This window comes from Microbacterium sp. NPDC003461 (genome assembly GCF_053588335.1).
On sequence record NZ_JBSFPT010000014.1, the window covers coordinates 59,610 to 66,128 of the forward strand.

Annotated in this window: 5 protein-coding genes and 2 pseudogenes; 2 read left to right on the forward strand and 5 right to left on the reverse strand. The window is 71.9% G+C overall.

Going from position 1 to position 6,519, the window contains the following annotated elements:
• The first annotated feature begins 5 nt into the window (after positions 1-5).
• Positions 6-2,171, forward strand: coding sequence for a catalase (locus tag ACWDR7_RS07620; RefSeq protein WP_449854323.1), 2,166 nt, complete (start codon positions 6-8; stop codon positions 2,169-2,171).
• 29 nt (positions 2,172-2,200) lie between these two features.
• Here the strand turns inward: ACWDR7_RS07620 and uvrB are convergent, their stop codons facing one another.
• Both uvrB and coaE read right to left on the reverse strand, forming a co-directional pair.
• On the reverse strand, positions 2,201-4,282 hold the full coding sequence (uvrB, locus tag ACWDR7_RS07625) for an excinuclease ABC subunit UvrB (protein ID WP_449854324.1): 2,082 nt from the start codon (positions 4,280-4,282) through the stop codon (positions 2,201-2,203).
• Positions 4,283-4,325: 43 nt separating this feature from the next.
• Positions 4,326-4,922, reverse strand: coding sequence for a dephospho-CoA kinase (gene coaE / locus ACWDR7_RS07630; protein WP_449854325.1), 597 nt, complete (start codon positions 4,920-4,922; stop codon positions 4,326-4,328).
• 110 nt (positions 4,923-5,032) lie between these two features.
• On the opposite strand from coaE, the gene ACWDR7_RS07635 reads away from it, so the two are divergent.
• Positions 5,033-5,389: a VOC family protein gene (locus ACWDR7_RS07635; RefSeq protein WP_449854326.1), complete on the forward strand. Its 357-nt coding sequence runs from the start codon at positions 5,033-5,035 to the stop codon at positions 5,387-5,389.
• A gap of 25 nt (positions 5,390-5,414) precedes the next feature.
• Here ACWDR7_RS07635 and ACWDR7_RS07640 read toward each other — a convergent pair whose 3' ends face one another.
• From ACWDR7_RS07640 to ACWDR7_RS07650, 3 genes and pseudogenes are all read right to left on the reverse strand, one after another.
• Complete coding sequence (locus tag ACWDR7_RS07640) at positions 5,415-5,996, reverse strand: CoA-binding protein (protein ID WP_449854327.1); 582 nt, start codon at positions 5,994-5,996, stop codon at positions 5,415-5,417.
• Positions 5,993-6,124 (reverse strand): annotated as a pseudogene (locus ACWDR7_RS07645) (PLP-dependent transferase); the annotation flags it as partial. The pseudogene ACWDR7_RS07645 and the gene ACWDR7_RS07640, both read right to left, overlap by 4 nt.
• Before the next feature lie 20 nt (positions 6,125-6,144).
• Positions 6,145-6,387, reverse strand: a pseudogene (locus ACWDR7_RS07650) (putative glycolipid-binding domain-containing protein); the annotation flags it as partial.
• Positions 6,388-6,519 lie beyond the last annotated feature (132 nt).

Consider the following 6,519-nt stretch of genomic DNA (forward strand, 5'->3'; position numbering starts at 1 on the left):
CGCCCATGGACGCCGCCCAGGACCCCGACCGCCCCGACTCCGCCGCCGATCCGATCGCGATCCCCGGCGCCCCCGCGCCGGTGCCGCCGGACCTCGCCGAGCCCACCGAGCCGCGCAAGCCGCTGCCGCCCAAGCCCGATCAGGGAGCGCCCGAGGCGCGCACGCCCACTGGCATGCCGACCGACTACCCGCCCGAGGCCATGGCGCAGCAGGGCGCGTACCTCACGACCGCGCAGGGCGCGCGGCTGACCGACACGGACCACTCGCTCAAGGCGGGCCCGCGCGGGCCGGTGCTGCTGCAGGATCACCACCTGCGCGAGAAGATCACGCACTTCGACCACGAGCGCATCCCCGAGCGCGTCGTGCACGCGCGCGGCGCCGCCGCGCACGGCGTCTTCGTCGCCAACGGGGCCGCCGAGTCGGTCACGAAGGCGGGCTTCCTCAAGCGCGGCGTCACCACCCCGGTGTTCGTGCGCTTCTCGACCGTGCTCGGATCGCGCGGGTCGGCCGACACCGTGCGCGACACCCGCGGCTTCGCGACGAAGTTCTACACCGAAGAGGGCGTGTACGACCTGGTCGGGAACAACATCCCCGTGTTCTTCATCCAGGACGCGATCAAGTTCCCCGACATCATCCACGCCGGCAAGCCGCACCCGGATCGGGAGATCCCGCAGGCGCAGTCGGCGCACGACACGTTCTGGGACTTCGTGTCGCTGCACACCGAGGGCCAGGCGCACGCGATGTGGAACATGTCCGACCGCGGCATCCCGCGCTCCTACCGGATGATGCAGGGCTTCGGCGTGCACACGTTCCGGATGATCAACGAGGCGGGCGACACCGTGCTCGTGAAGTTCCACTGGCGGCCGAAGCTCGGCACGCACTCGCTCACGTGGGAGGAGGCGCAGCTGGCCGCGGGCAAGGACCCCGACTTCCACCGGCGCGACCTCGCCGACGCGATCGAGGCGGGCGCCTTCCCGCAGTGGGATCTCGCGCTGCAGGTGATGCCCGACACCCCGGACGAGACCTTCGAGGGGATCGATCTGCTCGATCCGACGAAGATCGTGCCGGAGGAGTTGGCGCCGCTGCAGGTGATCGGCACCATGACCCTCAACGCCAACCCGACGAACTTCTTCGCCGAGACCGAGCAGGTCGCGTTCCACCCCGGCCACCTCGTGCCCGGCATCGACGTGACGAACGACGCCCTGCTGCAGGGGCGGCTGTTCTCGTACATCGACACGCAGATCTCGCGGCTGGGCGGGCCGAACTTCGCCCAGATCCCCATCAATCGCCCGCACGCCCCGATCAACGACATGCTGCGCGACGGCATGCACCAGACCGCCGTGCACGGCGGGGTCGCGCCGTACAAGCCGAACTCGCTCGACGGCGGCTGCCCGTTCTTCGCGGGCGCCGACGAGGGCGCGTTCGTCGACATCCCCGTGACGGTGTCGGAGTCGGTGAAGGAGCGCACGGTCCCCGCCAGCTTCGACGACCACTTCACGCAGGTGCGGCTGTTCTACCGGTCGCTCTCCCCCATCGAGCAGCGGCACGTGGCCGACGCCTACTCGTTCGAGCTCGGCAAGTGCTACGAGCAGGCGATCAAGGAGCGGCAGCTGCAGGCGCTGGCGAACATCGACGCCGAGCTGTGCGCGACGGTCGCCGACGCGCTCGGCCTGCCGGCGCCCGCGCCGACCGTCGAGCTGGCCGACGTCGAGCCGAGCCCCGCGCTGCGGCAGGTCGGCGAGGAGTGGCCGGCGGAGGGGCGGATGGTCGCGGTGCTCGCGGACGAGTCGACCGATCCGGGTGATCTGGCGTCGGTGTGCGAGGCGCTCCACGCGGAGGGCGTCGTGCCCCTCGTCGTGGCCCCGCGCGGGGGCATGCTGCATGGCGTGCCCGTGCAGCGGACGGCGCAGACCGCGGCGAGCATCGAGTTCGATGCCGCGATCCTGCTCGCCCCGTCGAACGATCCGCGGGCGCTGCGGCTGCTCGGCGAGATGTTCCGGCACGGCAAGGCGGTCGCGGCCGCGCCGGCGGCCGCCGAGACGCTCGAGAGCGTGCGGATCGCGGACGCGCCCGGCGTGATCACGGGCGACGCCGCCGAGCTCGTGCCCGGTGTGCTCGCGGCGCTCGCGACGCACCGTGCCTGGGACCGCCTGGAGGCCCTGCCCGTCTGACGGCGGCGGGGCACGAGGCGCGGCCGGCCTCAGGCGTGGCCGGCGCGCTCCATGGCGCGCAGTTCCTTCTTGAGGTCCTGCACCTCGTCGCGCAGGCGGGCGGCGAGCTCGAACTTCAGCTCGTCGGCCGCCGTGAGCATCTGCGCCGTGAGGTCGGCGATCGTCTGCTCCAGCTGCTCGGCGCCCTCGGCCGCGATGCCCTCGCGCTTGCGGACGGGCGTGGGCGTCTTGCCCTTGCCCGACTTCGTGCGGGCCGCGTCGCGCTTGGAGAGCATCTCGGCCGTGTCGGCCCCCTCGCGCGCGAGCGCGTCGGTGATGTCGGCGATCTTCTTGCGCAGCGGCGTCGGGTCGATCCCGTGCTCCTTGTTGTACGCGATCTGGATCTCGCGCCGGCGCTCGGTCTCGTCGATCGCGCCGCGCATCGAGTCGGTGATCCGGTCGGCGTACATGTGCACCTGGCCCGAGACGTTTCGGGCCGCGCGGCCGATCGTCTGGATCAGCGAGGTGCCCGAGCGCAGGAAGCCCTCCTTGTCGGCGTCGAGGATCGCCACGAGCGACACCTCGGGCAGGTCGAGGCCCTCGCGCAGCAGGTTGATGCCCACGAGCACGTCGTACAGGCCCTGGCGCAGCTCGGTGAGCAGCTCGACGCGGCGCAGGGTGTCGACGTCGGAGTGCAGGTAGCGCACGCGCACGCCGTGCTCGCCGAGGAAGTCGGTGAGCTCCTCGGCCATCTTCTTCGTGAGCGTGGTGACGAGCACGCGCTCGTCGCGGTCGACGCGCAGCCGGATCTCCTCGAGCAGGTCGTCGATCTGCCCCTTCGAGGGCTTGACGACGATCTCCGGATCGACGAGGCCCGTGGGACGGATGATCTGCTCGACGACGCCGTCGGCGATGCCCATCTCGTACTTGCCGGGGGTGGCCGAGAGGTACACCGTCTGCCCGATGCGCTCCTTGAACTCGTCCCAGCGCAGCGGCCGGTTGTCCATCGCGCTGGGCAGGCGGAAGCCGTGCTCGACGAGCGTGCGCTTGCGCGACGCGTCGCCCTCGTACATCGCGCCGATCTGCGGCACCGTCACGTGCGACTCGTCGATGACCATGAGGAAGTCGTCGGGGAAGAAGTCGAGCAGCGTGTGCGGCGGCTCGCCCGCCTGGCGGCCGTCGAGGTGGCGCGAGTAGTTCTCGATGCCCGAGCAGAAGCCCAGCTGCTGCAGCATCTCGAGGTCGAACGACGTGCGCATCTGCAGGCGCTGCGCCTCGAGCAGCTTGCCCTGCCGGTTCAGCTCGTCGAGGCGCTGCTTCAGCTCCTCCTCGATCGTCTTGATCGCGCGCTGCACGGTGTCGGTGCCGGCGGCGTAGTGCGTGGCGGGGAAGATCGCCACGGCGTCGAGCCGCTCGATCACGTCGCCCGTGAGCGGGTGCAGCTTGTAGAGCGCCTCGATCTCGTCGCCGAACATCTCGATCCGGATCGCGAACTCCTCGTACACGGGGATGATCTCGATCGTGTCGCCGCGCACGCGGAAGTTGCCGCGCGAGAAGTCGACGTCGTTGCGGTTGTACTGCATCGCGATGAACTGGCGGATGATCGCGTCGCGGTCGTACCGCTCCCCCACCTGCAGCGCGACCAGGGCGCGCAGGTACTCCTCGGGCGAGCCCAGGCCGTAGATGCACGAGACGGTGCTGACCACGACGACGTCGCGCCGGCTCAGCAGCGCGTTGGTCGTGGAGTGGCGCAGCCGCTCGACCTCGGCGTTGATGGACGAGTCCTTCTCGATGAAGGTGTCCGTCTGCGGCACGTAGGCCTCGGGCTGGTAGTAGTCGTAGTACGAGACGAAGTACTCGACGGCGTTGTGCGGCATGAGCTCGCGGAACTCGTTCGCGAGCTGCGCCGCGAGCGTCTTGTTGTGCGCGAGCACGAGCGTGGGCCTCTGCACCTGCTCGATGAGCCACGCCGTGGTGGCCGACTTTCCCGTACCGGTGGCGCCGAGCAGCACGACGTCGGTCTCGCCGGCGTTGATGCGCGCGGCGAGCTCGGCGATGGCCTTGGGCTGATCGCCGGAGGGCTCGTACTCGCTGACGACCTCGAACGGCCGCACGCTGCGCGTGGTCTCCATGCTTCCAGCCTAGGCGGGGCCTCCGACATCGGATCCGCGAACCCTACTCCCCCGTGAGGCGCTCCCAGAGCTCGTCGGCCTGGCGGAGGGTCTCGTCGAGCGTGCCGGAGGTGTCGATCACCACGTCGGCCAGCGCGAGGCGCTCGGCGTCGTTGGCCTGGCTCGCGATCCGCGCCCGCGCGTCCGCCCGCGTCATGCCGCGCTCGGTGGCGAGCCGCTCCTCGCGCACGCCCGCCGGCGCGTGCGCCACGACGACGAGGTCCCACTCGCCCGTGCCGCGCGCCTCGGCCAGCAACGGCACGTCGTACACGACGACCGCGCGCGGATCGGCCGCGAGCGCCTCGGCGAAGCGCCGCTGCGACTCGGCCCGCACGGCGGGATGCACGATCGCGTTGAGCCGGGCGAGGGCATCCGCGTCGCCGAAGACGACGGATCCGAGCGCGGCGCGATCCAGCGATCCGTCGTCGCGGACGACGCCCGGGAACGCGTCGCCGATCGCCCGCGTCACCTCGGTACCGGGCCGCTGCAGCTCGCGGACGAGCGCGTCGGCGTCGATCACGACGGCGCCGCGCTCGGCGAGCCGGCGGGCGATCGTGGACTTGCCGGAGGCGATCCCTCCGGTGAGCGCGACGAGAGGCATGCCCCCAGTCTGGCATCCCCGCGCGACCCCCTTGCCGGTGTCGGCGGCCGGGCATACCGTGAGCGCCACGAGCCCTTCCGAGCACGAGCAGACCCGACGAGGAGATGGCCATGGCGCACGGAGACATCACCCACCTCGAGATCCCGGTCACCGACTTCGAGCGCGCGCGGTCGTTCTACACCGCGCTGTTCGGCTGGCGGATCGAGGCGCCTCCCGGCTACGAGGAGTACCCGATGTGGCACGCGCCCAACCAGATCAGCGGCGGCGCGCTCACGCCGCGCAAGGACGACTTCACGCAGCCGCGCTCGGCCGTCGAGGTCGACTCGGTCGCCGACGCGCTGGCGACGGCCGCCGAGCAGGGCGGCACGGTGCTCGTGGAGCGCTCGCCCATCGGCGAGACCATGTGGTGGGGCCTGTTCGCCGATCCGGACGGCAACGTGATGGGGGTGTTCGAGGGCACCATGTAGGGCGCTGGCCCCGCCTTCCTCCGTCCTATCGGGAGATCACCTGCCGCCTCGAGCTGATGACGCCCGTGTCGAAGCCGGCCAGGTGCAGGCCGCCGTGGAAGCGCGCGTGCTCGATCTTCACGCAGCGGTCCATGAGCACCGCGAGCCCGCCCTCCTCGGCGATCCGCGCCGCCTCCTCGTTCCACGAGCCCAGCTGCAGCCACAGCGTCTTCGCCCCCACCGCGACCGCCTCGCGGGCGACGCCCGGCAGGTCCTTGTCGGCGCGGAACACGTCGACGAGGTCGGGCACGACGGGCAGGTCGGCCAGCGACGGATAGGCGCGTCGGCCGAGGAGCGTCTCGGCGCGCGGGTTCACGAAGTACACCTCGTAGGGCGAGCTCGACGTGAGGTACGTGCCGACGAAGTAGCTGGCGCGCGCGGGGTTGTCGCTCGCGCCGACGATCGCGATCGTCTTCGTGCGCCGCAGGATCGCCAGCCGCTCGGCGGCCGACGGCCCCTCCCACGTGCGCCCGGCGGGCGCCGCGCCCGGCAGCTCGCACGCCTCGCCCTGCGCAGGCGCCGCCGCCGGCGCTGCCGCTGCCGCCGGCAGCTCGCACGAATCGCTCATCGCTCCGCTCCCGTCGCCTTCGTGAGGGCCTGATCCAGGTCCCAGATGATGTCCTCGGGGTCCTCGAGGCCCACCGAGATGCGGATGAGGTCGGCCGGCACGCCCGCCGCCTCCAGCTGCGCGGCGCTGGCTCGTGCGCCTCGGCGAGGTCGGGGCGCGGTTCTCCGTCGACGGTCCATTCGTCGTCCACGCGCTCCAGCCGGCACGACCGCTCGCCGAGGGCGATCACCAGGGCGCGGAACCGCCAGTGCGGATCGGCCGCGATCGCGTACGAGAGCTCGCCGTGCTCGCCCGAGACGGTGCCCGTGATCCGCACGCCCCGCCCTGAGATCTCGATGTGGCACGTCTCGGTGCTCGGCGGCTCGATGCCCATCCATCGGATGCTCCGCATGCCCCCATGGTCCCCGCCCCGCCGCGTCTCCGCCAGGGTCCCCGCCCCGCCGCGTCTCCGCCAGGGTCCCCGCCCCGCCGCGTCTCCGCCAGGGTCCCCGCCCCGCCGCGTCTCCGCCAGGGTCCCCGCCCC

What these genes read in the sequence shown, in the direction of transcription:
- ACWDR7_RS07620 (WP_449854323.1), top strand. Translation starts at nt 6, where the DNA reads ATGGACGCCGCCCAGGACCCCGACCGCCCCGACTCCGCCGCCGATCCG.
- uvrB (WP_449854324.1), bottom strand. Translation starts at nt 4,282, where the DNA reads ATGGAGACCACGCGCAGCGTGCGGCCGTTCGAGGTCGTCAGCGAGTAC.
- coaE (WP_449854325.1), bottom strand. Translation starts at nt 4,922, where the DNA reads ATGCCTCTCGTCGCGCTCACCGGAGGGATCGCCTCCGGCAAGTCCACG.
- ACWDR7_RS07635 (WP_449854326.1), top strand. Translation starts at nt 5,033, where the DNA reads ATGGCGCACGGAGACATCACCCACCTCGAGATCCCGGTCACCGACTTC.
- ACWDR7_RS07640 (WP_449854327.1), bottom strand. Translation starts at nt 5,996, where the DNA reads ATGAGCGATTCGTGCGAGCTGCCGGCGGCAGCGGCAGCGCCGGCGGCG.